The organism is Streptomyces sp. NPDC007162 (assembly GCF_040634175.1).
In the GTDB taxonomy this organism is placed as follows: domain Bacteria; phylum Actinomycetota; class Actinomycetes; order Streptomycetales; family Streptomycetaceae; genus Streptomyces.
Window position 1 is genome coordinate 1 of the sequence record NZ_JBEYFC010000021.1, and the last position, 26,560, is coordinate 26,560.

General features: G+C 71.1%; 28 protein-coding genes and 2 pseudogenes. 17 read left to right on the top strand and 13 right to left on the bottom strand.

The features are described from left to right. A pseudogene (locus tag ABZ646_RS04445) lies at nucleotides 1–421 on the bottom strand (hypothetical protein); the annotation flags it as partial. 269 nt (nucleotides 422–690) lie between these two features. Beyond that, complete coding sequence (locus ABZ646_RS04450) at nucleotides 691–1,224, bottom strand: universal stress protein (protein ID WP_360512840.1); 534 nt, start codon at nucleotides 1,222–1,224, stop codon at nucleotides 691–693. A 746-nt stretch (nucleotides 1,225–1,970) separates the two neighbouring features. On the opposite strand from ABZ646_RS04450, the gene ABZ646_RS04455 reads away from it, so the two are divergent. From ABZ646_RS04455 to ABZ646_RS04470, 4 genes are read left to right on the top strand one after another with little or no spacing between them, the layout of a single operon-like run. Continuing rightward, complete coding sequence (locus ABZ646_RS04455) at nucleotides 1,971–3,266, top strand: extracellular solute-binding protein (RefSeq protein ID WP_360512842.1); 1,296 nt, start codon at nucleotides 1,971–1,973, stop codon at nucleotides 3,264–3,266. A gap of 8 nt (nucleotides 3,267–3,274) precedes the next feature. Beyond that, a complete protein-coding gene (locus ABZ646_RS04460) occupies nucleotides 3,275–4,270 on the top strand; it encodes a sugar ABC transporter permease (protein ID WP_360512844.1) in 996 nt (331 codons plus the stop codon). Next, the gene (locus ABZ646_RS04465) at nucleotides 4,267–5,100 is read left to right on the top strand and encodes a carbohydrate ABC transporter permease (RefSeq protein ID WP_360512846.1); all 834 of its coding nucleotides are present in this window, start codon (nucleotides 4,267–4,269) and stop codon (nucleotides 5,098–5,100) included. Before ABZ646_RS04460 ends, ABZ646_RS04465 begins: the two co-directional genes overlap by 4 nt. Nucleotides 5,101–5,129: 29 nt before the next feature. Continuing rightward, on the top strand, nucleotides 5,130–6,182 hold the full coding sequence (locus tag ABZ646_RS04470) for an endo-1,4-beta-xylanase (protein WP_360512848.1): 1,053 nt from the start codon (nucleotides 5,130–5,132) through the stop codon (nucleotides 6,180–6,182). A gap of 107 nt (nucleotides 6,183–6,289) precedes the next feature. Here the strand turns inward: ABZ646_RS04470 and ABZ646_RS04475 are convergent, their stop codons facing one another. Together ABZ646_RS04475 and ABZ646_RS04480 are read right to left on the bottom strand one after the other, a co-directional pair. Next, nucleotides 6,290–6,496 carry a DUF5999 family protein gene (locus ABZ646_RS04475; RefSeq protein ID WP_046727224.1) on the bottom strand — a complete coding sequence of 69 codons (207 nt, stop codon included), beginning with the start codon at nucleotides 6,494–6,496 and terminating at the stop codon, nucleotides 6,290–6,292. Nucleotides 6,497–6,724: 228 nt separating this feature from the next. Next, nucleotides 6,725–7,309: a hypothetical protein gene (locus ABZ646_RS04480; protein WP_360512850.1), complete on the bottom strand. Its 585-nt coding sequence runs from the start codon at nucleotides 7,307–7,309 to the stop codon at nucleotides 6,725–6,727. Nucleotides 7,310–7,865: 556 nt separating this feature from the next. Between ABZ646_RS04480 and ABZ646_RS04485 the strand changes: the two genes are divergently transcribed. After that, nucleotides 7,866–9,386, top strand: coding sequence for a glutamate--cysteine ligase (locus tag ABZ646_RS04485; RefSeq protein WP_360512851.1), 1,521 nt, complete (start codon nucleotides 7,866–7,868; stop codon nucleotides 9,384–9,386). Nucleotides 9,387–9,517: 131 nt separating this feature from the next. Continuing rightward, nucleotides 9,518–10,318, top strand: a complete 801-nt coding sequence (locus ABZ646_RS04490; RefSeq protein WP_360512853.1) for a type II CAAX endopeptidase family protein — start codon at nucleotides 9,518–9,520, stop codon at nucleotides 10,316–10,318. Here the strand turns inward: ABZ646_RS04490 and ABZ646_RS04495 are convergent. Then, nucleotides 10,308–11,120: a PhzF family phenazine biosynthesis protein gene (locus ABZ646_RS04495; RefSeq protein WP_360512855.1), complete on the bottom strand. Its 813-nt coding sequence runs from the start codon at nucleotides 11,118–11,120 to the stop codon at nucleotides 10,308–10,310. The genes ABZ646_RS04490 and ABZ646_RS04495 overlap by 11 nt on opposite strands. Nucleotides 11,121–11,435: 315 nt before the next feature. Continuing rightward, a complete protein-coding gene (gene argG / locus ABZ646_RS04500) occupies nucleotides 11,436–12,884 on the bottom strand; it encodes an argininosuccinate synthase (RefSeq protein WP_358986397.1) in 1,449 nt (482 codons plus the stop codon). Nucleotides 12,885–13,041: 157 nt separating this feature from the next. Here argG and ABZ646_RS04505 point away from each other — a divergent pair, with 157 nt between their 5' ends. Continuing rightward, nucleotides 13,042–13,503: a DUF6193 family natural product biosynthesis protein gene (locus ABZ646_RS04505; protein WP_360512857.1), complete on the top strand. Its 462-nt coding sequence runs from the start codon at nucleotides 13,042–13,044 to the stop codon at nucleotides 13,501–13,503. Between the two features lie 19 nt (nucleotides 13,504–13,522). Here the strand turns inward: ABZ646_RS04505 and ABZ646_RS04510 are convergent. Next, nucleotides 13,523–13,890: pseudogene (locus tag ABZ646_RS04510) on the bottom strand (ATP/GTP-binding protein); the annotation flags it as partial. Nucleotides 13,891–14,103: 213 nt separating this feature from the next. On the opposite strand from ABZ646_RS04510, the gene ABZ646_RS04515 reads away from it, so the two are divergent. Continuing rightward, the gene (locus ABZ646_RS04515; RefSeq protein ID WP_360512859.1) at nucleotides 14,104–14,697 is read left to right on the top strand and encodes a PadR family transcriptional regulator; all 594 of its coding nucleotides are present in this window, start codon (nucleotides 14,104–14,106) and stop codon (nucleotides 14,695–14,697) included. 78 nt (nucleotides 14,698–14,775) lie between these two features. Here ABZ646_RS04515 and ABZ646_RS04520 read toward each other — a convergent pair whose 3' ends face one another. Beyond that, nucleotides 14,776–15,204, bottom strand: a complete 429-nt coding sequence (locus tag ABZ646_RS04520; RefSeq protein WP_360512861.1) for an SRPBCC family protein — start codon at nucleotides 15,202–15,204, stop codon at nucleotides 14,776–14,778. A 273-nt stretch (nucleotides 15,205–15,477) separates the two neighbouring features. Here ABZ646_RS04520 and ABZ646_RS04525 point away from each other — a divergent pair, with 273 nt between their 5' ends. Then, the gene (locus ABZ646_RS04525) at nucleotides 15,478–16,071 is read left to right on the top strand and encodes a Clp protease N-terminal domain-containing protein (protein WP_360512863.1); all 594 of its coding nucleotides are present in this window, start codon (nucleotides 15,478–15,480) and stop codon (nucleotides 16,069–16,071) included. Between the two features lie 46 nt (nucleotides 16,072–16,117). Then, the gene (locus ABZ646_RS04530; protein ID WP_360512865.1) at nucleotides 16,118–17,143 is read left to right on the top strand and encodes an EamA family transporter; all 1,026 of its coding nucleotides are present in this window, start codon (nucleotides 16,118–16,120) and stop codon (nucleotides 17,141–17,143) included. Between the two features lie 42 nt (nucleotides 17,144–17,185). Here ABZ646_RS04530 and ABZ646_RS04535 read toward each other — a convergent pair whose 3' ends face one another. Continuing rightward, nucleotides 17,186–17,875, bottom strand: a complete 690-nt coding sequence (locus ABZ646_RS04535) for a pyridoxamine 5'-phosphate oxidase family protein (RefSeq protein WP_360512867.1) — start codon at nucleotides 17,873–17,875, stop codon at nucleotides 17,186–17,188. A 36-nt stretch (nucleotides 17,876–17,911) separates the two neighbouring features. Between ABZ646_RS04535 and ABZ646_RS04540 the strand changes: the two genes are divergently transcribed. Then, a complete protein-coding gene (locus ABZ646_RS04540) occupies nucleotides 17,912–19,243 on the top strand; it encodes an aminotransferase class I/II-fold pyridoxal phosphate-dependent enzyme (protein ID WP_360512869.1) in 1,332 nt (443 codons plus the stop codon). A 13-nt stretch (nucleotides 19,244–19,256) separates the two neighbouring features. Here the strand turns inward: ABZ646_RS04540 and ABZ646_RS04545 are convergent, their stop codons facing one another. After that, nucleotides 19,257–20,207 (bottom strand): DMT family transporter, encoded by a 951-nt coding sequence (locus tag ABZ646_RS04545; protein WP_360512871.1) that lies wholly within the window; start codon nucleotides 20,205–20,207, stop codon nucleotides 19,257–19,259. A 73-nt stretch (nucleotides 20,208–20,280) separates the two neighbouring features. Here ABZ646_RS04545 and ABZ646_RS04550 point away from each other — a divergent pair, with 73 nt between their 5' ends. Beyond that, a complete protein-coding gene (locus ABZ646_RS04550; RefSeq protein ID WP_360512872.1) occupies nucleotides 20,281–21,183 on the top strand; it encodes a LysR family transcriptional regulator in 903 nt (300 codons plus the stop codon). A gap of 24 nt (nucleotides 21,184–21,207) precedes the next feature. Here the strand turns inward: ABZ646_RS04550 and ABZ646_RS04555 are convergent, their stop codons facing one another. Continuing rightward, nucleotides 21,208–21,675 (bottom strand): pyridoxamine 5'-phosphate oxidase family protein, encoded by a 468-nt coding sequence (locus tag ABZ646_RS04555; RefSeq protein WP_360512874.1) that lies wholly within the window; start codon nucleotides 21,673–21,675, stop codon nucleotides 21,208–21,210. An 81-nt stretch (nucleotides 21,676–21,756) separates the two neighbouring features. Between ABZ646_RS04555 and ABZ646_RS04560 the strand changes: the two genes are divergently transcribed. Continuing rightward, the gene (locus tag ABZ646_RS04560; protein ID WP_360512876.1) at nucleotides 21,757–22,404 is read left to right on the top strand and encodes a cysteine hydrolase; all 648 of its coding nucleotides are present in this window, start codon (nucleotides 21,757–21,759) and stop codon (nucleotides 22,402–22,404) included. Between the two features lie 3 nt (nucleotides 22,405–22,407). Here ABZ646_RS04560 and ABZ646_RS04565 read toward each other — a convergent pair whose 3' ends face one another. After that, on the bottom strand, nucleotides 22,408–22,902 hold the full coding sequence (locus ABZ646_RS04565; protein ID WP_360512878.1) for a Rieske (2Fe-2S) protein: 495 nt from the start codon (nucleotides 22,900–22,902) through the stop codon (nucleotides 22,408–22,410). A 173-nt stretch (nucleotides 22,903–23,075) separates the two neighbouring features. Continuing rightward, complete coding sequence (locus ABZ646_RS04570) at nucleotides 23,076–23,498, bottom strand: TOBE domain-containing protein (protein ID WP_360512880.1); 423 nt, start codon at nucleotides 23,496–23,498, stop codon at nucleotides 23,076–23,078. A gap of 135 nt (nucleotides 23,499–23,633) precedes the next feature. Between ABZ646_RS04570 and ABZ646_RS04575 the strand changes: the two genes are divergently transcribed. The 4 genes from ABZ646_RS04575 (at nucleotide 23,634) to fabG (ending at nucleotide 26,546) form a co-directional block, all read left to right on the top strand. Continuing rightward, the gene (locus tag ABZ646_RS04575; RefSeq protein ID WP_360512882.1) at nucleotides 23,634–24,323 is read left to right on the top strand and encodes a M24 family metallopeptidase; all 690 of its coding nucleotides are present in this window, start codon (nucleotides 23,634–23,636) and stop codon (nucleotides 24,321–24,323) included. 101 nt (nucleotides 24,324–24,424) lie between these two features. Beyond that, nucleotides 24,425–25,189 carry a HipA family kinase gene (locus tag ABZ646_RS04580; protein WP_360512884.1) on the top strand — a complete coding sequence of 255 codons (765 nt, stop codon included), beginning with the start codon at nucleotides 24,425–24,427 and terminating at the stop codon, nucleotides 25,187–25,189. 17 nt (nucleotides 25,190–25,206) lie between these two features. After that, nucleotides 25,207–25,635: a DUF3037 domain-containing protein gene (locus ABZ646_RS04585; protein ID WP_360512910.1), complete on the top strand. Its 429-nt coding sequence runs from the start codon at nucleotides 25,207–25,209 to the stop codon at nucleotides 25,633–25,635. A 149-nt stretch (nucleotides 25,636–25,784) separates the two neighbouring features. Further along, nucleotides 25,785–26,546 (top strand): 3-oxoacyl-ACP reductase FabG, encoded by a 762-nt coding sequence (fabG, locus tag ABZ646_RS04590; protein ID WP_360512886.1) that lies wholly within the window; start codon nucleotides 25,785–25,787, stop codon nucleotides 26,544–26,546. Nucleotides 26,547–26,560: the final 14 nt, after the last annotated feature.

The following is a 26,560-nucleotide window of genomic DNA, read 5'->3' on the forward strand; positions in this document are numbered from 1 at the left end:
GTGGTCGAGGGTGAGGTCCTCGTAGGGGACGCCGGAGGGCTTGATGACGAACACCCCTGCCTCGCGGTCGACACCGCTCACGTTGCCCCAGCATGGCGATGGAGCCCTCGCCGTGCGGCCTCTCCTCGGCGACGCGCCGGTAGACCGGCAGGGCGCCGGCCAGGGTGACGATCACGAGCACGATGGTCGCGATCGGCGAGAGCAGGCCGGCCGCGAGGGCGGCGATGCCCGGCTGGTAGCCGAGGGTCGAGAAGTAGTCCACACCGGTCAGACACATCACCCGCCACCAGCGCTGGCCCTGGTGCGGGGGTTCGGGCTGCGCGTGGGGGCCCGTGTGGCCGCCGCCCTTGCCCATGTCGGACAACCCCTCCAGCATCCAGGCGCGCAGGCGACTGGTAGGGGGGTGCTCGGTCGTGGCCATCGGGCGGGCTCCTGGTGTCCGGCGCGGTGTGCTGCGGGGGCGGTTCGATTTCCGGCCATCACGCGGACGGCGGCACCAGCGTATGCAGAGAGTGACGCGTGGGCCCACGGATCAGCGGTGCCTGAGGCGTCAAGCTTGCGTTAAGAATGGCCTGGCGGGCGGGGGTGGGCAGCGGGAAAAGGGTGCCCGGAGACCGGACCGGCACGGTCGGCTGTACGGGGGGCGGCGGCCGGGCGCGCGGAGCCGGACACCGAGCGTCATCCGTACGACTACGACAGCTGCTTCGAACTCAGCGGGAGGTGCCAGCTGTTGCGCCGGTGCGCGGACGCCAACGTGCTCTCCAGGGGAGAGGGCGGGACGGCCAGGACGGGGCACCGCGCGTGACGGAGGCAGTAGGCGGCCACCCGGCCCGAGAAGGTCCGGCGCCAGCCGCGCCTGCCGGTGCCGACGACCAGTACGTCCTCGTCCCGGCCGGCCAGCTCCACCAGGGCCCGCCCCGGGGCGCCGCGTACGACGAGGCCGTTCAGCGGTGCGCCGGGTCCGGCGTCGCCGAAGACGTCCGACAGCACTGAGCGCAACCGGTGCAGGGCCAGCCGTTCCCACTCGTCGACCAGCAGTGTCGAGGCCGCGGACCGCCGCGCCGCCAGTTCACCGCCCGGCGGCTCCCAGGCCAGTACCGGCCACAGCTCCGCGCCCCGCCGCCGGGCCTCCGCCGCCGCCCGGCACAGGGCCGTGACGCTGCCCAGCGAACCGCTCACTCCGACCACGACCCGACCGGGCCCGTGGGCGTGGTCACGGGACATGGACCCCACCGTTCCTCCACAGCTGTCCCGGGCTTCTCCCAGAGGACGGTCGGGTACCCCGGCCCGTCATGCGTCACACCCCCTGTCAGATCCCCGTTGGCACCGCCGCGTTCGGCGCGTCGGCGCGGAACATCGGAGGGCTGCGGGACACTTCGTAAAGTTCGCCGATCTTGCCGAAAGTTTCGGCAGCCGGGTTCGACGGGCCGGTCGGCTGCGTGGCCGGTTGCCGCAGTTGCGGGTGCTCGGCCGGGAGCGGCCTTCCTGGTCCCGGTCGAACAGCCGCCCGCGCGGTGCGACTTCGCCCCCGCCCGCGAGACGCGTGCGGGCCGGGTGGCGACGCTCGGCGCCGGCGTGGCCGCCGGGGCGGGTGCCGTCCGGTGTCTGTTCCGCGGGGCCCGGCGCCGGGCTTCTCGCGGTTGAGACGTCCGACGGTTTCGTCCGGCAGGACGAACCGGCCGGGCGGATCTGTCCGTCGAGGTGGCGGGCGCGTTCACCGGCCGGGTCGTCGGCAGGGGCGTCGCCGAGGGCCGGGCCGCCTCTCCCTGGTTCACCCACATGCCCATCAGCTGTTGCGCGACACCTTGACGCTCCTGATCCGCCTTTCTAGAGTCGCCGTTCGGAACGTTCGAGGAAAACGTCGAATGTTTCGAAGGTGCAGGGCGGACACGGTCCCCGAAAGTTTCGAAGTTCCAGAGAACCATCGAACCAGGACGGCGTCGGTCGTCCCGTACCCCGAGGAGCGCATCATGGGCGACCCGGCACTGTCCCGTCGCGGCTTCCTGGCGGCCACCGCGGCCGCCGGCCTGGGCGTGACCGCCCTGAGCGGCTGCGGTTCGGGCGACCGCGGCTCATCGTCGTCGGGGAAGGTCACGGTCGAGTGGTGGAACATCTCCACCACCCAGCCGACCAAGAACGTCTGGGCGGGCCTGGCCAAGAAGTTCGAGGCCCAGAACCCGCACGTGAAGCTGAAGATCGTGCAGTTGGAGAACGACGCCTACAAATCCAAGATGACGGCGCTCATAGCCTCCGGCAAACTCCCGGACGTCTTCCACACCTGGGGCGGCGGGGTCCTCAAGCAGCAGGTCGACGCCGGCCTCGTCGAGGACCTCACCGACGGCACCAAGCCCTGGGCGGAGGGCATGCTGTCGGTCGCCAAGCAGCCGTACCTCATCGACCAGAAGCTGTACGGCATTCCGTTCGACATCGGCATGATCGGCTTCTGGTACAACAAGGCGCACTTCAAGAAGGCGGGGATCAGCGAACCTCCCACCACATGGAGCGGATTCCTTGACGCCGTGCGGAAGCTGAAGGCCGTCGGCATCACTCCGCTCGCCCTCGCGGGCAAGGAGAGCTGGACGGGTATGTACTACTGGGCGTACCTGGCGATGCGCACGGCCGGTCTCGACGCCCTCCAGAAGGCGGACGAGGACAAGGACTTCACCGGCACCGGGTTCGTCCAGGCCGGACAGCACCTGAAGGAACTCGTCGGACTCCAGCCGTTCCAGAAGGGCTTCCTCGGCGCCGCCTACTCCGCGCCCACCGGCCAGGCGGCCGCCGTCGGCAACGGCAAGGCGGCCATGGAGCTGATGGGCCAGTGGGCCCCCGTGGTGGAGGCGGACGCGGGCAAGGGCCTCGGTTCGGACCTCGGCTTCTTCCCCTTCCCCGCCGTCGACGGCGGCAAGGGTGCCATCACCGAGGTCTTCGGTGGTGGCGGCGGACATGCCCTGCGCAAGGGTGCTCCGAAGGAAGCCGTCGACTTCCTGAAGTTCTTCGCCTCCGAGACCACCGACCTGGTGCTCGTCGAGAAGACCAACACGCTCCCCGTGGTCCCCGGTGCGGAGAAGGCGCTGAGCGACCCCAACACCAAGGCCGTACAGGCGCAGTTGAAGGGTGCCACCGGATTCCAGCTCTACCTCGACCAGGCGTACGCGCCCGCCGTCGGCCAGCAGATCAACGACAGCGTGGCCGGGCTGATCGCCGGCTCCAAGTCGCCGGAACAGGTGACGCAGGAGATCACCAAGACCGCGAAGGAAGAGCAGTAGGCCGCCCGATGACCTCGACCTACCTGCCCGGCACCCGGTCGGGACCGGACTCCGGGTCCCAGCCGCGTCCGGCCCCCGACCGGGCGCGGTCCCGGCGACGGCTGCTGCACTGGCTCACCGCGATGGGCTTCCAGCTGCCCGCCCTCGCGCTGTTCGGCGTCCTCGTCCTGCTGCCGATCCTGTTCGCGCTCTACGCCTCGTTCTTCCGCTGGGGCGGCTTCGGCATGCCCTCCGACTACACCGGCACCGACAACTTCACCCGTCTCTTCCAGGACGACGTCTTCCTCGGCGACCTCTGGCGCTGCCTGGTCCTGGTCGTGTTCTCGCTGGCCCTGCAACTGCCGTTCGCACTGGCCATGGCGGTCCTGCTCAACCAGCGGATCCGCGGCCGGGCCGTCTACCGGATGCTGTTCTTCGCGCCGTACGTGCTCTCCGAGGCGATCACCGGCGTGCTGTTCGGCATGATCTTCGCCCCCGGCGACGGCCTCGCCGACCACCTGCTGAGCGACATCGGCCTCGGCGCGCTCGGCGGTAAGTGGTTCTCCGAGCCCTCCACCGTCATGGCCACCCTGTTCCTGGTCATGACCTGGAAGTACTTCGGCTTCCACATGATGCTCTACCTGGCCGGACTCCAGTCCATCCCGGCCGAGCTGACGGAGGCCGCGACCGTCGACGGCGCCTCGCCCTGGCAGCGCTTCCGGCACGTCACCCTGCCGCTGCTCGCGCCCACCCTGCGGATCAGCGTCTTCCTGTCGGTGATCGGCGCCATCCAGCTCTTCGACCTGGTGTGGGTGGTCACCGCGGGCGGCCCCGACCACCACTCGGAGACCATGGCCGTGACCATGTTCCAGTACGGCTTCAAGCGCTACCAGGTCGGCTACGCCAGCGCGATCAGCGTCGCCATGTTCGCCGTCAGCCTCGTCTTCGGCCTCGCCTACCAGCGGTTCGTGCTACGCCGCGACCTGGCGGGCGCCACCACGAACATGCGGGGGGACGGCGCATGAGCGACAGCCGCAAGACCGTACGGACACTTCCGCTGCACCTGGTCCTCGTCGTGGTCGGCGCCCTGATGGTCGTACCCCTGCTGTACGCCCTGCTGTCCGGGTTCAAGACGACGAGCGAGCTGTCCCGCAACCCGGTAGGGCTCCCCGAGTCCTGGGTCACCTCCAACTACACCGGCATCCTCGGCTCCGGCGCGTTCTGGCGGCTGGTCGGCAACAGCACGCTGATCGCGGTCGCCACCACCGTGCTCGTGGTCGCGGTGTCGGCGCTGGCCGCCTTCTCCTTCGCGCGGTTCGCGTTCCGCGGGCGGGAAGTGCTGTTCACCGTGTTCACGATGGGCCTGATGTTCCCCTTCGCGGTGGCCGCCCTGCCCCTCTTCCTGCTGCTGCGCTCGATGCACCTGCTGGACAACCCGCTGGGCGTGATCCTGCCGCAGGCCGCGTTCGGGCTGCCGATGACCATCATCATCCTGCGCGGCTTCTTCCGCGAGATCCCGGGGGAGCTGGAGGAGGCGGCCACCCTCGACGGCTGCGGGCCGTTCGGCTTCTTCTGGCGGATCCTGCTGCCCATGGCCCGGCCGGCGCTCGGCACGGTCTCCGTGCTCGCGGTCGTCACCAGTTGGAACAACTTCTTCCTGCCGCTGCTGGTCTTCACCGACTCCACCTGGTGGACCATCCCCATCGGCGTCCAGCAGTTCCAGGGCCAGTACTCCACCGACACCGCCCGGGTCTTCGCCTATCTGGTCCTCGCCATGGTTCCCGCCCTGGCCTTCTACTCGGTCGCCGAACGCCAGCTGGTCGGCGGCCTCACCGCCGGCGCCACCAAGGGCTGAACACCCCGTCCACCCAGAGGAGTCGTACGATGTCACGCACACGTCTCAGACTCGCCGGTGCCCTCGCGGCCGTGCTCGTGGCGGCAGGGATCGCCACCGGACCCGCCGCCCAGGCCCACGACCGGCAGCCCACCCTCGCCGAGCTGGCCCAGCGGCACGGCCGTTACTTCGGCAGCGCCACGGACAACCCCGAACTCACCGACACCGCCTATACCGGGCTGCTCGGCACCGAGTTCGACATGATCACACCGGGCAACGGCATGAAGTGGTACGCCACCGAGCCCCAGCAGGGCGTCTTCGACTGGACCAACGGCGACCAGATCGTGCACCTCGCCCGCGAGAACCACCAGCGGGTCCGCGCCCACACCCTGGTCTGGCACAGCCAGCTGCCCGACTGGCTCACCTCCCGCACCTGGACGGCCCCCGAACTGCGGGCGGTGCTGAAGAAGCACATCCAGACCGAGGTACGGCACTACCGGGGGAAGGTCTACTCCTGGGACGTCGTCAACGAGGCGTTCAACGAGGACGGCAGCTACCGCGAGACCCTCTGGTACGAGACCCTCGGCCCCGGCTACATCGCCGACGCGCTGCGCTGGGCCCACCAGGCCGACCCGCACGCCAAGCTGTACCTCAACGACTACAACATCGAGGCCACCGGACCGAAGAGCGACGCCTACTACACGCTCGCCCGCGAACTGAAGGCCGCGCACGTGCCGTTGGACGGTATCGGCTTCCAGGCCCACCTCGCCCTCCAGTACGGCTATCCCGGCACCCTGGAGGAGAACCTCCGCCGGTTCTCCCGGCTCGGACTGGACACCGCCCTCACCGAGGTGGACATCCGGATGCAACTGCCCGCGACCGACGAGAAGCTGGCCGAGCAGGCGACCTGGTATGCGGACCTGACCAGGGCGTGCCTGGCGGTACGGCGGTGCGTGGGCATCACGATCTGGGACTGGACGGACAAGTACTCGTGGATCCCGGCCGTCTTCCCGGGAGAGGGCGCGGCCCTGCCCTGGGACGAGCAACTCGCCCCCAAACCCGCCTACTTCGCGCTGCGCACAGCACTCGGCTACCAGGGGTGACGGACCCCGGACGCACGTCGGGGCCGGTGCGCACCAGGTGTGCGTCCGGCCCCTTCATTGTCACCGGGCGGAGCGGCGGAGCCGCCCGGGGGTGGTGCGATGTTCGCTCAGGCGGCGGTCATCACGCTGCCGGCACCGAGCGGGCGGTGCGGGGCGATGATCTGGCCGTCGGGCAGGAGTTCACCGGTGTCCTCGAAGAGCAGAACGCCGTTGCACAGCAGGCTCCAGCCCTGCTCCGGGTGGTGCGCCGTGAGGCGGGCGGACTCCCGGTCGGCGGATTCGGCGGTCGGACACGGCGGTTGGTGCTGGCACATGGGTGGGGTCTCTCGCTTTGTCGTGGTCATGTCGGTCCCCCGTGGATGAGTCGGTCGGAAACCAGTGTTGCCCTCCGGGCGTTGTTCCGCAGGGATTTCGCGGCACCGCTTCTCACAGGTTTCAGACGCGTCACCCGGCCGGACGGTTCAGCTCCACCGGCTTGTCAATTCGGATGGTTTCATATGGCCGGATGGGGCTAGTTCCGCTCGCAAGAGAGGGGCGGCCTCTCAGGCCGGTGTGATGAGCAGGGGTGCCGGGGTGACGCGGTCGGTGAGCACCGGGAGGAGCTCGGACACCGGATGCGGGCGGTGGGCCGCGATCCCGGGCGGGGCGGGTGCCAGCGGGACGAGCAGGTCGGTGGCGGCCGGGTGTCCTTCGGCGCCGTCCGCCGCGTCGTCGCCGTGCAGCCACAGGGTGAGCATGTACAGGCTCGGCAGGGACAGCAGGCGTGGCTGGTACGTCTGCGGCAGGGCCTCCGCCTGGTGCAGGGCCCGTTCGGTGGAGGTGATGTAGGGCCCCTCGAAGAAGTGCGAGAAGGCCCAGCCGTCGGGGGTGAGCATCGTCTCGGCCGCGGCCACCACCCGGTCGCCGCAGCGGATCAGGAAGCGCCAGCCGGCCAGCCGGGTGGCGGACATGCCCTCCGGCGTGATCCGGTCCAGTACGTGCACGGGCAACGGCAGTTCGGGGGTCACGGGTCCCTGGGCGGTACGCAGGGAGGGGGTCCGGGCCTCGTCGACGGCGGTGGGGGAACCGAGGGCGGTGAGGACGGAACGGAGTGCGGGCGCGGGGGCAGGAGGGACTAGCAACGGCATGGTGGGTCGCCTCTCATTCGACAGGCGCGGTGGCGCGAGGGCGGGGGCGGACGGCGCTGTCAGCTCACAGGGGGTCAGAGAGGCGGCGGCCCGGTTCGGTGAAGAGCGGTGCGGACGGTGCCTGCCGCACGCGCTCGGACGGCAGGAACCAGGACCGTGGGCGCCAGCCTTCTGCCTTGTTCGCGGAGTTTATACGACACGTGTTCAGGTGGTGTTTCACCGGGCCGTTTCACGGAACAGAACAAGGCGCAATTCGGTCATTGATTCGTGGGGAATCCTCCCGATTTCCCGCCTGCCGTAACCCCGCTGACCTCGGAATTCGAGGCTCTCACGGTCGGCCGAATGCCGTCGGCGTTTTTCACGAGGGGAACGGGGAACCCGCAGTTGCGTGATGCCCCATGCCGCGCGAATGTGCCGCAGGACACATTCCAACAGAGTAGCGGGTGTCCGTCGTGCGCGCGACGTTATCGATCGCCCGGGCTGGGCATCATCCCACCTGGACCCGGGACACCGGCGGCCGGAACCTCGGTCCGCCCATTCGAGGAGGGACACTTCGATGGGGGAGAAGGTCGTGGCGGGCCGGTTCGACCTGTCCGATCGCCAGCGCTACCGCGAAAAGCTCCGGGACTGCCTGTCGGGGCTGGAGCGGCTGCTGGTGGAGAAGCGGTTCGACCGCCCAAAGAACCTCATGGGTGTCGAGATCGAACTGAATCTCGCCGGTGCGGACGGTATGCCGAGAATGCTGAACGGGCAGGTACTCGAACGCATCGCGAGCCGTGATTTCCAAACAGAACTCGCCATGTTCAATCTGGAAGTCAACATAGCTCCACACCGGCTCGGCGGCCGGGTATTCGACCGGCTGGCGGAGGAACTCCGCACCTCCCTCGCGTACGCGGACCGCAAGGCGCGCGAGGTGGACGCCGGCATCGTGATGATCGGCATCCTGCCGACGCTGGAGCGGGACGACCTGGTCTCCGCGAACCTCTCCGAGGTCGACCGTTACACCCTCCTCAACGACCAGATCGTGGCCGCCCGCGGCGAGGACTTCCGGCTCGACATCGAGGGCGTCGAGCATCTCGTGTGCACGTCCAAGTCGATCGTGCCGGAGGCCGCGTGCACGTCCGTGCAACTGCACCTCCAGGTCACCCCTGGCCGCTTCGCGGACGTGTGGAACGCGGCGCAGGCGGCCGTCGCCCCGCAGATCGCCGTGGGCGCCAACTCCCCCTTCCTCTTCGGCCGCGAACTGTGGCGGGAGTCCCGGCCCCCGCTGTTCCTCCAGGCCACCGACACCCGCCCGCCCGAACTCCAGTCGCAGGGCGTACGGCCGCGCACCTGGTTCGGCGAACGCTGGATCAGCTCCGCGTACGAACTGTTCGAGGAGAACCTGCGCTTCTTCCCGGCGCTCCTGCCGATCTGCGACGAGGAGGACCCGCTGGCCGTGCTCGACGCGGGCGGAGTGCCCAAGCTCGCCGAACTCGTCCTGCACAACGGCACGGTGTACCGCTGGAACCGGCCCGTCTACGGCATTGCCGACGGCGTCCCCCACCTCCGGGTCGAGAACCGGGTCCTGCCGGCCGGCCCCACCATCACCGACGTCGTCGCCAACGCCGCGTTCTACTACGGTCTGGTCCGTGCGCTCGCCGAGGAGTCCCGGCCGGTCTGGACGCGGATGCCGTTCTCCGTCGCCGAGGCGAACTTCGACGCGGCGTGCCGGCACGGGATCGACGCACGGCTGGTCTGGCCGAGGCGGGCGCGGTACGGCGGCGGTACGGCGGAGGTGGACGCGGTCACCCTGGTCCGCGACGAGTTGCTGCCGCTGGCGGCGGCCGGTCTTGACGGCTGGGGGGTGGAGCCGGCCGACCGGGACTTCTACCTGGGCGTGATCGAGGAGCGTTGCCGACGACGGGTCAACGGGGCGTCCTGGCAGGCGGCGACCTTCCACCGGGCGCTGGAGCGGGGGCTGCCGAAGGATGTGGCGCTGGCCGGCATGACGCGCCGCTATGCGGAGCTGATGAACGCGGGAGAGCCTGTGCACACGTGGCCGGTGGGGTTATTGGAGCCGGTGCTGATGGGATGAGCGGTGCCGGGACGCCGTGACGCATTCTGCGAGGGGCCCTCGCTCTGCAGGGGGCCGCCCGTGCCTCCTCGGTCTCCATCGGGCAAGCTGTGACGACCCACGGCGTGGGGTTTGCTCGACTGGAGGCAGGTGTGCAGGTGGAGGCGGGTTCGGTGGCCGGTTCTTACCCCGTGGAACGGCCCTCGCAGCGCATGTTCAGGGACGAGACGCTGCTGGTGTTGGGGCTGTCGCTCGGGGCGAGCGGGGTGTCGGCGCTGATCAGCTTCATCGGGTCGGTCACCAAACCGGGCGGGCTCAAGGACCAGGCGGCGACCCTCAACGCGTCCGCCGCGCCGGGCCGCCCCTGGCTCGACCTCGCCTGGCAGCTGTTCGGCATCGCCAGCGCGCTGGTCCCTGTCCTCCTGGTGGCCCACCTGCTGCTCCGCGAGGGCGCGAGCCTGCGCACCCTCGGCTTCGACCGTACCCGCCCCTGGGCCGACCTGGGACGCGGCGCGGGCGTCGCGGCGGTGATCGGCAGCACCGGAATCGCCTTCTACCTGGCCGCACGCGGACTCGGGTTCAACCTCACGGTGGTGCCGGAGGCGCTGCCCGGCGTGTGGTGGAAGTACCCCGTACTGATCCTCTCCGCGATGCAGAACGCGATCCTCGAAGAGGTCATCGTCGTCGGCTATCTGCTGCGCCGCCTGGACCAGTTGGGGTGGACCGCCGGCACGGCTCTGGTGGCCAGTGCCGTACTGCGCGGGTCGTACCACCTGTACCAGGGGATCGGCGGCTTCGTCGGCAACATGGTGATGGGCGTCGTCTTCGTCTACCTGTACCGGCGGTGGGGCCGGGTCGGCCCCCTGGTGGTGGCGCACTCGCTGCTCGACATCGGCGCGTTCGTCGGTTACGCGCTGCTCGCCGGCAAGGTGGGCTGGCTGCCTACGGCGTGAGCAGTTCCCCGTCGATGACGGTGACCGCGCGCCCGGTGAGCAGGACGCGGTCACCGCGCAGTCCGGTGCGGACGAGTCCGGTACGGCGGGAGGCCTGCAGCCCGGTCAGGTCGTCGCTGCCGAGCCGGGCGGACCAGTGCGGCGCGAGGGCGGTGTGCGCGCTCCCGGTCACCGGGTCCTCGTCGATGCCGACGTTGGGGAAGAAGCAGCGGGAGACGTAGTCGTAGCCCCCGGCCGGGTCCTCGGCCCGTGCGGTGGTGATGATCCCGCGCCCGGAGTAGGCGCCGAGGGCCCGGTGATCGGGGGAGAGCCCCCGCACCGTCTTCTCGTCGGCGAGTTCCACGAGCAGGTCCCCGACGTTCGGACCGGTGTCGAACACGGCGACGGGCTCGGCGCCCAGCGCCTCGGCGACCCCGTCGGGTGCGTCGACCCGGGTGAGCGGTGCGGTGGGGAAGTCCAGGGTGATCGACCCGTCCGCGCCGGGGGTCGCGATCAGCAGGCCGCTTCGGGTGGCGAACCGCACGGTCCCCGGGTGCGCCCCGGTGGTACGCAGCACATGGGCGGTGGCGAGCGTGGCGTGACCGTACATCGCGACCTCCGTTACGGGGGTGAACCACCGCAGCGCCCAGTCGGCGTCCCCGCCCTCGGGCAACGGGCGCGCGAAGGCGGTCTCGGCGTGGTTCACCTCCATGGCGACGTTCTGCATCCAGCCGTCGTCGGGGAAGGAGTCGAGCAGGACGACCCCGGCCGGGTTCCCGGCGAAGACCCGCTCGGCAAAGGCATCGACGATTCGAATCCGCATGCCCCAGACGCTAGGTCCGCCGACCCGCGGCCGCCCAAGGCCAATGCACGACTCCTGGCCCGATTTCCACCGGGAGGACGAAGAGGCGCCGGGGTACCCCCGGTCGGAAGGCCGGCGGAGGAACCGCGCGACGAACCACGACAGTGCCGCACGCGACGAGCCACGACGGCGCTCCATGGGGGCGCGGGGAACTGCGCGAAGACGCACGGCGGTGCCGCACCCGTCCCTCCTCCTGCCGCCCCGCCGCCCGCCCCGGCAGCCCAGGGCAGCGGAAAGGGCCGACCCTGACGAGTCGGCCCTCCTCGAACGTGTCGCTCAGTCCGTGCCCAGCTCCATGGCGGCCCGGTCCAGCAGTTCGTCGGCGTCCGGCGCGGCCTCCCCACGAGACGCGATCGCCTCGGCGCCGCCCTCCGGCATGGTGCCGATGAGACCGGTCGCCGCGGCCTGCGCCGCCCCGATCGCCGGGTTGGCGGAGCCGATCAGACCGAGCCCCGCGTACTGCTCCAGCTTCGCGCGGGAGTCGGCGATGTCGAGGTTGCGCATCGTGAGCTGGCCGATCCGGTCCACCGGGCCGAACGCGGCGTCCTCGGTGCGCTCCATCGACAGCTTGTCGGGGTGGTAGCTGAAGGCCGGCCCCGTCGTGTCGAGGATCGAGTAGTCCTCGCCGCGCCGCAGCCGCAGCGTCACCTCACCGGTGACCGCCGCGCCGACCCACCGCTGCAGCGACTCCCGGATCATCAGCGCCTGCGGGTCCAGCCACCGGCCCTCGTACATGAGGCGGCCGAGCCGCCGGCCCTCGTTGTGGTACTGCGCGAGGGTGTCCTCGTTGTGGATCGCGTTGACCAGCCGCTCGTAGGCGGCGTGCAGCAGCGCCATGCCCGGCGCCTCGTAGATGCCCCGGCTCTTCGCCTCGATGATCCGGTTCTCGATCTGGTCCGACATGCCGAGCCCGTGCCGGCCGCCGATCGCGTTGGCCTCCATGACCAGCTCGACCGCGGTCCCGAACTCCTTGCCGTTGATCGTCACCGGCCGGCCCTGGTCGAAGCCGATGGTCACGTCCTCGGGGAGGATCTCGACCTCGGGGTCCCAGAACCGCACGCCCATGATGGGGTCGACGGTCTCGATGCCGTTGTCCAGGTGCTCCAGGGTCTTCGCCTCGTGCGTGGCGCCCCAGATGTTGGCGTCCGTGGAGTACGCCTTCTCCGTGCTGTCCCGGTACGGCAGCCCGTGCGCGAGCAGCCACTCGGACATCTCCTTGCGGCCGCCGAGCTCGGTCACGAAGTCCGCGTCCAGCCAGGGCTTGTAGATCCGCAGGTGCGGGTTGGCGAGCAGTCCGTACCGGTAGAACCGCTCGATGTCGTTGCCCTTGAAGGTCGAGCCGTCGCCCCAGATCTGGACGTCGTCCTCCAGCATCGCCCGCACCAGCAGGGTGCCGGTGACCGCGCGGCCCAGCGGGGTGGTGTTGAAGTATGCCCGCCCGCCCGAGCGGATGTGGAACGCACCGCAGGTCAGCGCGGCCAGGCCCTCCTCGACCAGCGCGGCCCGGCAGTCGACCAGGCGCGCGATCTCGGCACCGTAGGTGTGCGCCCGGCCGGGCACCGAGGCGATGTCGGGCTCGTCGTACTGGCCGATGTCGGCGGTGTAGGTGCACGGGACGGCGCCCTTGTCGCGCATCCACGCGACCGCGACCGAGGTGTCGAGCCCGCCGGAGAAGGCGATGCCGACGCGCTCGCCGGCGGGAAGGGAGGTGAGGACCTTGGACATAGGAAGATTATGCATGAGACCGCATGATCATGCAACGTCCCTGCTGGAACCGCTCCTGTCCTGTCTCGACGAAGTCGGTCGGCCGCGCCTCGCTGATCTGCGTGGACTGGATTGGGTGAGACGCGGGGACTTGGTCCGCCGACGGCAGAATGGGCGCATGGCATGGAGAGCTGCGCGGAGTGCTTCCGATGACGTCGAGCCCGGTCAGGATGATGTCGTGGAGGCTGCGTGGCAGCGACTGCTCCATAAGGAGTACATGGACACCAGACTGGTGGGGGCCGCGTATGCCGAGCCGCTTCTCTGGCAGCTGCATCCCTCAAGCAGCCACCAGGACCTGCACTTCAGCAGGTGTACGGGTGACTGGTCCTGGGATGTTCCATTCATCATGCACCTTCCTGGCGGGCGCTACCTCGTCGCTGGACCGTCCCGTTCCCAGATCGTCGGGGAGGCGGACACCGCCGAGGAGGCCGTTGCCCTGGTCGTCGATCGGCTGCCGCCGGGCTGCGGCCCAGCGGTCGTCGGGGGCCGGGAGGAACTCGACCGGCTCGACTCGGTCCCGGTGGACCAGATCCCTGAAGACGACGAGCGGCGTTCTGACGCATCGGATCAGATCTTTTGAGGCGGGGCATCCGCGTGAGGGGAGCGGGGTCGGTGGGGACGAGGGTGAAACGGCCCGCGATCTGAGCGCCTCGTGTGCCGACCAGCAGTTCACTGGTCTCCATGTCGGAGACCTCGGCCCCGGCCCGGGTCCTCTGCGAGATGTCGTGGATCTCGTCGACGACACCGGGACCCGTGCGGCTGTCGGTGCAGACACCCACCGCGGCCTCGATGATGTCGGTCATGTCCGCCGGGGGCGGACCGGGAGCCCCAGGAACCGGGCGGACTCCGCCGCGACCATGGTCTTGCCCGTGCCTGGAAGGCCCGAGACCGTCAGGTCGCGACGGGCGCTGAGCGGGTGCCGGTTCAGCAGGACCAGGCGACGGCCGCAGGCCCGTGTCTTCGCGACGACCACCGCCGAGCCGTCCGCACGGCGCACGAAGTAATCCGGGGTGTGCCGACGCCCCCATCGAAGTCCGTCAGCAACAGCCGGTCCCGTTCCAGCCGCGACTCGAAGCCCACGTGCAGCAGCAGAAGGGGTTGTCAGGCGAACAGTTCCGATATATCGTTGAGACATCGCGAACGATACGCGACAGATCAACGATGGAATGGAGTGATTCCCATGCGTTCCCACGGATTCGAGCGTGGACATGGACGTGACGGTCGCCGTGCGGCGTTCGGGCCCTTCGGTCCCGGCGGTCCCGGCTTCGGTCCCGGTGGGCCCGGTTTCGGGCCGGGGCACTGGGGGCCGCGAGGGCGCGGCGGCCCCAGGGGAAGGGCGCGGCGCGGTGACGTACGGGCCTCAATCCTGGCTCTGTTGAAGGACCGTCCGATGCACGGCTACGAGATGATCCAGGAGATCGCCGAGCGCAGCGGCGGTGCGTGGAAGCCCAGCCCCGGTTCGGTCTACCCCACCCTCCAGCTGCTGGAGGACGAGGGTCTGATCGCCAGTGAGAGCGAGGGCGGCAAGAAGCTGTTCTCCCTCACCGACAGTGGCCGTACCGCCGCCGACGAGGGCCCGGACGCCCCCTGGGAAGAGGCTTCCCGCGGGGTCGACTTCGAGGCGCTCGGTGAGATCCGCCAGGCCGGCTTCGGCCTGATGGAGGCCTTCGGGCAGGTCTGGAAGACCGGCACCAAGGAACAGCGCGAGAAGGCGCTGGCCGCCATCAACGAGACCCGCAAGAAGCTGTACCTCATCCTCGCGGACGAGGACTGACCGGCACCGCACCGGGCGCCCCGTGGAGTGCTCCGCGGGGCGCCCGGCGCGTGCGGGAGGCGACGTGCGCGGCCGGGCTCAGGCCACCAGGCCGCCCAGCTTGCGCAGCGACTCGTTCAGTGCCGCCGTCGCCGAGTCCTTGAGCTTGCCCGCCATCAGCGACACCGCCGCGCCCGTGAACTCGCCGTCGATCCGCACCCCCGTCGCCTCCCCGTCCGGGGTCAGCGTGTAGCGCGTCGCGACGGTCACCGCCATCGGGCCCTTGCCGCGGATCGCCAGCACCCGGGCCGGCTCCAGTTCCTCGATGGTCCACTCGACCTCCGCCGGGAAGCCCATCAGTTTCATGTTCTCCTGGAAGGTGCCGCCCACCGCCAGGGTCTCGGGGCCGCCCTTGGGGAAATTCGTGTGCGTCGCGTTCCACTCCCCGTACGTCGGCCAGTCGGTGAGCTGGGCCCACACCTTCTCGGCCGGTGCCTGGATGCGTGCCTCCGCGCTGACTTCGGCCATGGGGCCACCCCTTCGTGTCGGGCTACGGTGCGCGGAACGTAGCCGCAGGACCTCGAACATTCAATACTGATGAACCGTCAGAAATGACGCGGCCGCGTGCGGGGCGTGTGACAAGGAGCGCGCGTGGCAAGGCGGCGCGCGCCTTTGTGGCCGAACCGGCCTGATCTCATCCGTAAGGAGGAGATTCCGGCCGCCGCCGTCCACTCTGCGTGGGACGCGAAAATGCTTCCCCCCGTGGATGACTCGGCCGCCCGGGATTGATGAGGTGGGGGAGTGCACCCCCGTATTCCCCGCCAGCCCGCACAGGACCAGGGCGGCATCCACGCGGACGACGGCGCCGGACTCGGTGCCGAGCTGGCAGCAGTGGTCGCCGGTGCCCGGCGCCGGGCCGTACGGGACGGGGACCGCCAGGTCGACACCGCCCACCTGCTGCACTCCCTGATCGAGAACGACCCCGAGGTCCGCGCCGTCATCGGCGACGCGCAACTCGCCCGGCTGCTCGGCTACCTGGTCCAGCGCAGCATCGGCTACGGCCTGCGCTGGCAGAGCGGGGTCGAGGACTCCGGCGCGCTGCCGGCCCTCGCGCCCCCCGAAGGCAAGCCCGCGCCCCCCGAAGGCAAAGGGGACGGCGGCTGGTCCCCGGTGGCGGCGGCCGCCGTGGAGTACGCCCGCAGCCGCGCCCGGCGCCGGGGCGGCACCCGCGCCCACGGCATCGACCTCCTCGCAGGTCTGGTGGGCGACCCGGAGTCGCGGGCCGTCGAGGTGCTTGAGCGGGCGGGTGTGGCCGCCCGGGAACTGGCCGTGCGGATCGACGGGGACGACGAACTGCGGGATCCCGGGCTGGAGAACCGCACGTCCAGCCGTTGAGACAGGTGCCATAGAGGGTGACGCTCATGTCGCCCCCTGCCATCATGTGCCGGTGCACACCACTCACAGCAGCCACGGAAAGGGCTTCGGGCTCTTCCTCGCCCTCGGCTCGGCGCTCGCCTTCGGCGGCTCCGGCGTCGCGGCCAAGCCTCTGATCGAGGCCGGTCTCGCGCCGCTGCACGTGGTGTGGCTGCGGGTGGCCGGTGCCGCCCTGGTGATGCTTCCGCTCGCCGTCCGCCACCGTGACCTGCCGCGCCGCCGGCCCGTGCTGCTCGCCGGGTTCGGCCTGCTCGCCGTCGCGGGCGTCCAGGCCTGCTACTTCGCCGCGATCTCCCGGATACCGGTGGGGGTGGCGCTGCTCGTGGAGTACCTCGCTCCCGCGCTGGTGCTCGGCTGGGTCCGCTTCGTGCAGCGGCGGCCTGTCACCCGCGCCGCCGTGCTCGGTGTGGTCCTCGCGGCGGGCGGCCTGGCGTGCGTCGTGGAGGTGTGGTCCGGACTGCGCTTCGATGCGCTGGGACTGGCGCTGGCGCTGGGCGCGGCCTGCTGCCAGGTGGGGTACTTCGTGCTCGCCGACCACGGTGGGGGCGACGGGGTGGACCCGCTGGGCGTGATCGCGTACGGCCTGCTGGTCGGGGCGGGACTGCTCACCGTGGTGGCCCGGCCCTGGGAGATGGACTGGTCGGTGCTGGGCGGATCCGCGCGGATGAACGGGGTGGCCGTGCCGGCGGTGGCCCTGCTGGGGTGGATCGTGCTGGTCGCGACGGTCGTCGCCTACGCCACGGGTGTGCTGTCGGTGCGGCGGCTGTCCCCGCAGGTGGCGGGGGTGGTCGCCTGTCTGGAGGCGGTGGTGGCGGCCGTGCTGGCGTGGGTGCTCCTGGGGGAGCGGCTGGCCTCGCCGCAGGTGGTGGGAGGAATGGTCGTACTGGCCGGGGCCTTCATCGCGCAGTCGGCGACTCCCGCGCCGGAACCGGTGGTGGGGCAGGTCCCGGCCGGTGGAGAGGTACGGGCGCGTGGCGGCCTGTCGCGCCCGCGCGGCGGTGGCCGCACCTCCGACACGGTCCCGGGCCCCTGAAAGGGGCGTGTCGACCCACCGGAAGCCGGATCAGACCCCCGATCAGGCGTTCTTCAGGTACGACGGGACCGCGATGTCCGCCGGCAGGTCGTCGTTCGCGATCGGAGCGTCGTAGCCCTTGCGCAGCGGCACCACGCCCGCCCAGTACGGGAGGGCCAGGTCCTCGGGCTCGTCGTTGGCGCCGCCCGCCCGGGTCTTCGCGGACACCTCGGTCAGGTCCAGGCGGATCACCGCGGTCGCGGCCAGTTCCTTCCTGTTCGCCGGGCGGGAGTCGGCGGAGCGGCCCGCCACGACGTGGTCGACCAGGGCGTCCAGGGCGAGGCCCCGCTCCTCGGGGTCGGTGACCTGGTGGGCGATGCCGTGCACCACGACCGAGCGGTAGTTGATCGAGTGGTGGAACGCCGAACGGGCCAGCACCAGACCGTCGACGTGGGTGACCGTCACGCACACCGGGAGCCCGGGATCGGTCTGCCCGGCCATGCGCAGCGGGCGCGAGCCCGTCGAGCCGTGCAGGTACAGCACCTCGCCGACCCGGCCGTACAGCGTCGGCAGCACCACCGGCGCGCCGTCGCGCACGAAGCCGAGGTGGCAGAGGTAGCCCTCGTCGAGGATCGAGTGCACGAGCTCCCTGTCGTACGACGCCCGGTCCGCGGCGCGCGTGGGAACGGTGCGGTCGGTCCTGGGGTAGGCGGCGGGCTGGGGCGGCACGGTCCCCTGGACGGCGGTCTCCATTGCGTTCCTCCATTGCACTAGTGCATAATCTGCTTTGTGCTAGGAGAATATCCGATCAAAGGGCGTGGCGCAGCCGAGATCGCGGCCAGCGTCGAGCGTGCGGTGGGTTCCGGGGCGCTGGAGCCGGGGCAACTGCTGCCCCCGATGCGGGAGTTGGCGACTCGGCTCGGGGTGAATCCCAATACGGTCGCGGCCGCTTACCGCACCCTGCGCGAGCGTGGGGTCATCGAGACCTCCGGCCGGCGCGGCAGCCGGGTCCGGCCCAAGCCGGCCACCACCGGGCGCGACCAGATCCGCGTGGACGTACCGGCCGGGGTGCGCGATCTGTCCTCCGGCAACCCCGACCCCGCGCTGCTGCCCGCCCTCGCACCGGCCCTGGCGGCCGTGGCGGCGGAGGGCGACCGCGCGCCGGTCCTCTACGGCGCCGACCCGGTCGAGCCGGAGCTGGAGCGGATCTCGCGCGCCGCGTTCACCGCCGACGGCGTGCCCGGTGGCCCGCTCACCGTCACCTCGGGCTCCCTCGACGCCGTCGAGCGCGTCCTGCTGGCCCACCTCAAGCCGGGTGACGCGGTCGCCGTCGAGGACCCCGGCTGGGGCCGCACCCTTGATCTCATCCCCGCGCTGGGCCTGCGTACCGTCCCGGTGGCGGTGGACGACGAGGGACCGCGTGCCGACGGGCTGCGCAGGGCACTGGAGTCGGGGGCACGCGCCCTGATCGTCACGGCACGGGCGCACAACCCGACCGGCGCCGCGGTGAGCGCACCCCGCGCGCGTGCCCTCCGTGCCGTCCTGCGCGAGCACCCGCGCACCGTGCTGATCGAGGACGACCACGGGCACGGCATCGTCGACCTCCCCCTGCACCCCCTGGTGGGCGGCACGCACCACTGGGCCTTCCTCCGCTCGGTCGCCAAGGCCTACGGCCCCGACCTGCGCCTGGCCGTCATGACCGGCGACGAGGTCACGGTCGACCGGGTCCGGGGGCGCCAGCGCCTGGGGCCGGGCTGGGTGAGTCACCTGCTGCAGCGCACGGTGGTCCGGATGTGGGCCGACGGCGCGGTGGACGGACCGTCGGTGGCGGCGGCCTACCGGGCCCGCCGGGAACTGCTCGTCGACGCCCTGGCGGACCACGGCATCGAGGCCCACGGCCGCAGCGGCATGAACGTCTGGGTCCCGGTCCCGGACGAGACGGGAGCGGTGGCCCGGCTGCTGCACGAGGGGTGGGGGGTGTCCCCGGGGGCGCGCTACCGGATGGCGGCCCCGCCGGGTATCCGTATCACCGTCTCGACGCTGACCCCCGAGGAGACCGGGCGCCTGGCGGCGGCGGTGGCGGCGGCCGCGGGACCGGGGAGGGGACGGGTGCTGGCCTAGAAGCCCGCCCTCCTCAGGAGGCCCTCCTCCTGGGCCGCACCTGGGTGAGTGCGGCCCCGGCCAGCACCACCGCCGCTCCCGCCGGCGTGCTCCACCGCAGTGACTCGCCCAGTACCGCGACGCCCGCCGCCGTGGCGATGACCGGGATGAAGTACGTGACCATCTGGGCCGTGGTCGGGCCCACTTCTGCGACCAGCCCGTACTGGACCAGCACCGCGAGACCGGTGCCCAACGCGCCCAGCGCGGCGATCGCCAGCAGCGGGAGCCACGAGACATGACGGGGGAAGGTGGTGAACACCGGTGTCACCACGGCAAGTTGTACCGCCGCCAGCAGCAACTGCGCCCCGGTCATCGACAGATGCGAGTTCCCTGTGCCCGCCAGTGTCCGCCGGACGTAGATCCAGCCGATCGGATAGCTCAGCGAGGCCAGCAGCGCCATCGCCGTGCCCGTGACGTCCAGGCCGTGGAAACCCTGCCAGGCCCCCAGTACCGTCAGCACCCCGAGGAAGCCCAGGCCGAGCCCGGCGAAGCGGATCCGGGTCGGCCGGTCCTCCGACAGGGCCACCAACGACAGCGCCATCCCCCACAGCGGTGAGGTCGCGTTGCAGATGCCGGCCAGCGTGGACGGAATCGTCAGCTCGGAGTAGGCGAAGAGCGAGAACGGCAGCGCGTTCAGCAGGAACGCGGCGACCGTCAGGTGGCCCCAGGTGCGGGCCCCGCGCGGCAGCCGCTCCCGCTTCCACACCATCGCCGCCGCCAGCACCGCCGTACCGAACACCAGCCTGCCCAGGGTGACCTGGAACGGCGCGTAGCCCTGAGTTCCCACCTTGATCAGCAGGAAGCTGAAGCCCCAGATCAGCGAAAGGGCGCCGAACCGCAGGCGCCAGTCCAGGCGGGGGCGGGAACGGTCGCCGGAGAGCGTCGGCTCGCCGACAGCGGCAGCGGTTGTCGTCACGGTGGTCATATGCCCACCCTGCTGGAACCGACGTCGTAGCACAATCGAGAATTCGAGCGCGGTATCTCTTAGAATCACTTACATGTTGAACCTGGAGCGCCTGCGCACCCTCGACGCCCTCGCCCGGCACGGCTCGGTCAGCGGGGCCGCCGAGGCCCTGCACGTCACGACGTCGGCCGTCTCGCAGCAGCTGGGCAAGCTGGAGCGCGAGGTGGACCAGCAGCTCCTGGCCAGGAACGGCCGGGGCGTCAGGCTCACCGACGCCGGCCGGCTGCTCGCCGAGCACGCGGGCCGCATCCTCTCCCAGGTGGAGCTGGCCCAGTCCGACCTGGAGGCGCAGCGCGGCCAGGTCGTCGGCGAGCTCAGGCTGTCGGCGTTCCCGACGGCCGCCCGCGGCCTCTTCCCGGCCGCGCTGGCGGCCCTGCGCACCCGGCACCCGGCGCTGCGCGTCCGCTCCAGCGAACTGGAACCGGAGAGCGGCATCGCCGGGGTGGTCCGCGGCGACCTCGACCTGGCGGTCGTCCTCGACTGGTACAACAAACCGATGCCGCTGCCCGACGGGCTGGTCAAGGCGCCCCTGCTGGACGACCCCGCCGACGTGGCCCTCCCGGTCGGCCACCGGCTCGCCGGCCGGGACGAGGTGGACCTGGGGGAGTTCGCCGAGGACGAGTGGATCACCTGGGGCGAGGGCGAGTTCTGCCACGAGTGGCTGATGTTCACGCTGCGCTCGCGCGGAGTCGAACCGATCGTCGGGCACCGCGCCGCCGAGACGCACACGCAACTCAACCTGGTGGCCGCCGGGCTGGGAGTCTGCATCGCCCCGCGGCTCGGCCGGCACCCGGTGCCCGAGGGCATCGTGACCGTGCCGCTCAAGCAGCGGGTGCGCCGCCATGTGTACGTCGTCTGGCGGGCGGACGCCGACCGCCGCCCGTCGATCCGGGCGGCGGTACAGGCACTGCGGGGTGCGGCCGAGACGATCTCCTGAACCGTCCGCGCTCCCCCGACAGCCCTACGCGGAGCCGAGCTTGCGGAAGTCCCAGGAAGCGGTCTTCGTCGGGGTCAGCCGGGCCCAGGCGTGCCTGCCGTCGTGCGGCATCTCGTCCAGACCGAAGTTCTTGCGGGCGAACAGGGTCTCCACGTAGTCGAGTTCGGCGACCAGTTCGCCGGTGCGCGGGACCTCGCCCACGAACTCGACGGACCCTCTCAGCTCGACACCGCGCAGACTGTCGTACTCCTCACCCGAGTCGACCACGACCGCCACCCGCGGGTCGCGCGTCAGGTCCTTCCAGCGCTGGCTGCGCACCACCGAGTACAGCCACAGCGACGTGCCGTCCCACGCGAACCACAGCGCGCTCACGTGCGGCGCGCCGGACGCCGAGACGGTCGCGACCCGGCAGGTGCGCTCCGTGGTGAGGAAATCGTCCAGCTCACCGGGCGTCATCATGATCTTGCGGCCCCGGCGCTGAGTGACGGTCATGCGGCCCCCTCTTCTCTTCTTCCGTTCCCGCGCGATGGCGGTTAGTGTCACCCGCCCCGCACCAAGGCGGAAGGGGGCGTCATGCCGTCGTCGTACGAACGTCTCGCGGAACTCCTCGAGCCCGCGAGCACGGTGCTGCTCACCGTCGAGTGCCAGCAGGGCGTGGTCGGCCCGGACGGCGCACTGCCCGAACTCGCCCACGAGGCCCGCACGTCGGGGGCACTGACCAACATCGCCCGGCTGGTCGCCGCGGCGCACGACACCGGCGTCCAGGTGATCCACGCGGTCGCCGAACGCCGCGCCGACGGCCGGGGCGCGAACCGCAACGCCCGGCTGTTCCGCGCCGCCGAGCGGCTGCCCGTCCAGCAGCTGCCCGGCACGGCGGCGGTACGCGTCGCGTCCCCCATCGAGGTCTCGGAGGAGGACCTCGTCGTACGACGGCTGCACGGCCTGTCGCCGATCCAGGGCACCGACGTCGACCCGCTGCTGCGCAACCTCGGCTGCCGCACGCTGGTCGTCGCCGGTGTCTCGGCCAACGTGGCCGTGCCCAATGCGGTGTTCGACGCGGTGAACCGGGGCTACACGGCCGTCGTACCGGCCGACGCCATCGCGGGGGTTCCCTCCGACTACACCCCGGCGATGGTCCGCAACACCCTCGCGCTGGTCGCCACGGTCGCGACCACGGACGAGGTGCTCGGCTGCCTCAAGCGCCCGCGCCGACGGGCCTGACCGTCAGGCCAGCGAGATCTGGTCGCCGGCGACCGTGATGTTCGCCGCGGTCAGGCCGGTCGTCGCCGGGCCGTGCTTCACGCTGCCGTCCGCGATGGCGAACTTGCTGCCGTGACAGGGGCAGACGATCTCGCCGTTGGCCACGCTGGACACCGCGCAGCCCGCGTGCGGGCACTTCGTGGAGAACGCCTTGTAGGTACCGGACGTCGGCTGGGTGACGACCACGGCCTGGTCCTTGTAGATCGTGCCGCCGCCTTCGGGGATGTCCGAGGTCTTGGCGAGCGCGGTGCCGCCGGCCGCGGCGGTGGACGTGCCGGTCGAACCTCCCGTGCCGTTGCTGTTCTGGTTGGTGGAGCCGGCGCCCGTGGTGGTCGAGCCCGAGTTGTCGTCCGACGAACCGCAGGCGGTCAGCGCGGCGGCGAGCCCCGCCGCTCCGGCCGCCGCCATGACGGTACGGCGGCCCGGTGCGGCTGAGGGGTTGAGCGGTGCGCTGGTCATGTGAGGGGTTCCCTTCCGCGAAGCTTCGAGTTGATCCGTCCGCCCAGGGGTACGGTCTTGCGGCACCACCTGTTCAGACGCCATCCGGATAGTGACCGCCTCGACATGAGCTTTGGGTGAAAGGGCGCTGTCAATTCCCTGTCAGACCGCTTCCACGGGGGAGCACTGCCCACTCAGGCGGTCGCCAGGGCCACCTCGGTCGACTTGATCAGCGCCGCCACCCGCGCGCCGGCCGTCAGGCCGAGGTCGGCGACCGCGTCCTTCGTGATCGCCGCGGTGAGGTCGGGGCCGCCGTCGACGGCGACCTTGACCGTGGCCATCGCCCCGCCGGTGGCGACGTCCCGGACCGTGCCGGGCAGCTGGTTGCGGATGGACACCCCCGCGACCGGTCCGGTGGCCAGCGCCACCTCGGTCGACTTCACCAAGGCGCGTACGGCCGAGCCCGCGGCAAGTCCCAGGTCCTCGACCGCCTCCAGGGTGATCGCGGCGGTGAGGTCCTGGCCGCCGTCGAGACGCACCCTCACGGTCGCCATCACCTCGCCGGCGGTGACGGCGACCACCGTGCCGGGGATCTGGTTGCGGATGCTCAAGCTCATGAAGGGCCACCTCGCAGGTCGGGAAACAGGTGATTTGGCGCGATGTGCGAAGACTGTGACTCCACAAGTTAGCCGGTTCCACGGCTGCTCCCGTATCCCGTTGCCGCAGGTGTCGTGGCTGGTTAGGTTCGGGACATGGCTGATGACGAACCCACCCGTGCCGCGCGTCTGCTCGACGCCCAGGCCAAGGCCGCCCTGCTGTTCGCGGAGATCGAGGAGCGCGGACTCGTCGCCGCCGGGGAGCGGGAGCGGGCGGTCAGCGACCGGGTCCGTGATCTGGCGAACGAGATGTTCGGGACCACCCGGCACTGGCACAAGCGGATCGTGCGCTCCGGTCCGAACACCCTGCTGCCGTACAAGGAGAACCCACCGGACCGGGTGATCGGCGCGGACGACATCGTCTTCGCCGACTTCGGGCCGATCTTCGAGGAGTACGAGGCCGACTTCGGCCGTACCTTCGTCCTCGGCGACGACCCGGTCAAGCAGCGGCTGCGGGCCGATCTGCCCGAGGTGTTCGCGGGCGGCCGACGCTCCTTCGAGGCCGACCCCCGGATCACCGGCGCCGCGCTGCACGCGGCGGTCGCGCGTCTCGCCCGCGGGGCCGGCTGGGAGCTGGGCGGCTGGCACGCCGGTCACCTGGTCGGGGAGTTCCCGCACGAGAAGATCGACGGCGCGGACGTCGAGTCGTACATCACCCCCGGCAACGACACCCCCCTGCGCCGCACCGACAGGGCGGGCCGTGCCTGCCACTGGATCCTGGAGATCCACCTGGTCGACCGGGAGCGGGGCTTCGGCGGGTTCTACGAGGAACTGCTCACCCTCTGACGGCTTTTCCGCCCGCGATCACCCTTGGTTACTATGCTGCTCACCCACTTCCGGCAACCGGTCGTGGACCGCACGGTGAACGAGACGGGTGGCCTGGGAAAATGCTGAAAGCGGTCACCGCGACCCGCTACATCACCCCGCTGCGCGAGGGCGGCTCGCTGCCGGGGCTCGTCGAGGGCGACGACTTCGGGACCTACGTCATGAAGTTCACCGGCGCCGGTCAGGGACGCAAGACACTGGTCGCCGAGGTCGTCTGCGGGGAACTCGCCCGCCGGCTCGGCTTCCGGATGCCCCGGCTGGTCACCGTCGAGCTCGACCCGGTGCTGGGGCTCGGCGAACCCGAGCAGCAGGTGCAGGACCTGCTGCGGGGCAGCGGCGGCAGCAACCTCGGCATGGACTTCCTCTCCGGCGCCCTCGGCTTCGACCCGCTCGCCTTCTCCGTGAGCTCCGAGGAGGCCGGGCGGATCGTCTGGTTCGACGCACTGATCAACAACGTCGACCGCTCCTGGCGCAACCCCAACCTGCTGGTGCACCGCGGCGACCTGTGGCTCATCGACCACGGCGCCACCATGATCTGGCAGCACAACTGGCCGACGGCCGAGACCTCCGCCGCCCGCCCGTACGACGCCTCGGACCACACCCTGAGCGGCTTCGCGCCCGACGTCCGCGCGGCCGCCGCCGAGCTGGCCCATCTGGTCACCGAGGACCTGCTCGCCGAGGTCACCGCCGAGATCCCGGACGTCTGGCTGGCCGGCGAGCCCGGCTTCGAGACACCCGACGACCTGCGGCGCACCTACGTCCGGCCGCTGCTCGCCCGCGCCGCCGTCATCCATGAGCGCATCACCGGCATCGAGGGGGCCAAGTGAGCGAGACCCACATCCACATGGCCGGACATGTGGCCGAGCGCCACATCACCCGGGCCGGCCAGGGCGGCGACCGGGACGTCTTCGAGTACGCCCTGCTGCGGGTCGTACCCCGGGTGGAGCGCGGCGAGTGCATCAACGCGGGCGTGCTCGTGTACTGCCGCGCCCAGGCCTACGTCGGTGCCCGCACCCACCTCGACGAGGCCCGGCTGCTGGCCCTGGACCCGGACGCGGACGTCGCCGGGGTACGGGCCGCGCTCGGGGCGGTGGAGGGGGTCTGCGCGGGCGGCGACGCGGCGGGGCACGCGGCCGGTGACGACCCCGGGCGCCGCTTCCGCTGGCTCGTCGCGCCCCGGTCGACGATCGTGCAGCCCGGTCCCGTGCACACCGGTCTCACGCTTGACGCCGCCGCCGAGACACAGCGCTTGCTGGACCTCCTGGTGAGGTAATGGATCACACCGCGCGGTGTGACGTTGACACCGCGTGCCAGGGCTTCTAGCGTCACGTCTGTCGAAGGTACTAAGCGGTCGCTCACCGCGGCGGGGTGTCGGCAACGGTCCCCGTGACCAGGTTCTCTCAAGGGCGAGGAGAAACAGCAATGTCCAGCACTGAGCAGCGGGTGGCCGTCGTCACCGGTGCCGCACGCGGGATCGGCGCCGCCACCGCCGTACGACTGGCCGCCGAGGGCCGGGCGGTCGCCGTGATCGACCTCGACGAGGCCGCCTGCAAGGACACCGTCGAGAAGATCACCGCGGCCGGCGGCAGGGCGATCGCGGTCGGCGCCGACGTCTCCGACGAGGCCCAGGTCGCCGCCGCGATCGCGCGGGTCGTCGAGGAACTGGGCGCCCCGACCATCCTGGTCAACAACGCCGGCGTACTCCGCGACAACCTGCTGTTCAAGATGTCCGCGTCCGACTGGGACACCGTCCTGAACGTGCACCTGCGCGGCTCCTTCCTGATGGCCAAGGCCGTCCAGCAGCACATGGTCGAGGCGGGCTGGGGCCGGATCGTCAACCTGTCCTCCTCCTCGGCGCTCGGCAACCGCGGCCAGGCCAACTACTCCGCCGCCAAGGCCGGTCTGCAGGGCTTCACCAAGACCCTCGCCATCGAGCTCGGCAAGTTCGGCATCACCGCCAACGCCGTCGCCCCCGGCTTCATCGCCACGGAGATGACCAAGGCCACCGCCGACCGCGTGAAGATGGGCTTCGAGGAGTTCAAGGCCGCCGCCGCCACCCAGATCCCCGTGCAGCGCGTCGGCGAGCCCGAGGACATCGCCAACGCCATCGCGTTCTTCACGAACGAGGCGGCCGACTTCGTCTCCGGCCAGGTCCTGTACGTGGCCGGCGGACCGCTGGACTAGGGCCGGCGGACCGA